At 67.5% G+C, this 416-nt stretch carries 1 protein-coding gene; it reads right to left on the reverse strand.

Features of this window, described 5'->3' with window-relative positions; genetic code table 11:
* Window positions 1-416, reverse strand: a 416-nt coding sequence (locus CFB39_RS38555) for an NAD(P)/FAD-dependent oxidoreductase (protein ID WP_144030406.1), incomplete at both ends; no start/stop codon positions are given.

Consider the following 416-nt stretch of genomic DNA (forward strand, 5'->3'; position numbering starts at 1 on the left):
TACAGCTCCGTGTACAGCCACGACTGCTTGAAGGCGTCCGGGTACGCGTTGAGCTCGTCGCTCTGGCGGCCGGCCTGCACCGCGTCGAATGCGGCGTCGGCCGCCAGCATGCCGGTCTTGATCGCCGCGTGGCTGCCCTTGATCCGCGACGCGTTCAGGAAGCCTGCGTCGTCGCCGATCAGCGCGCCGCCCGGGAACACCGTCTTCGGCAGCGACAGCAGCCCGCCGGCCGTGATCGCGCGTGCGCCGTACGACACGCGCTTGCCGCCTTCCAGGAACGCGCGGATCGACGGGTGCGTCTTGTAGCGCTGGAATTCCTCGAACGGCGACAGGTACGGGTTCGTGTAGCCGAGGCCCACCACGAAGCCGACCACGACCTGGTTGTTGTCCATGTGATACAGGAACGAGCCGCCGTA

The sequence above is a fragment of the Burkholderia sp. AU6039 genome, from assembly GCF_002223365.1.
Classification (GTDB): domain Bacteria; phylum Pseudomonadota; class Gammaproteobacteria; order Burkholderiales; family Burkholderiaceae; genus Burkholderia.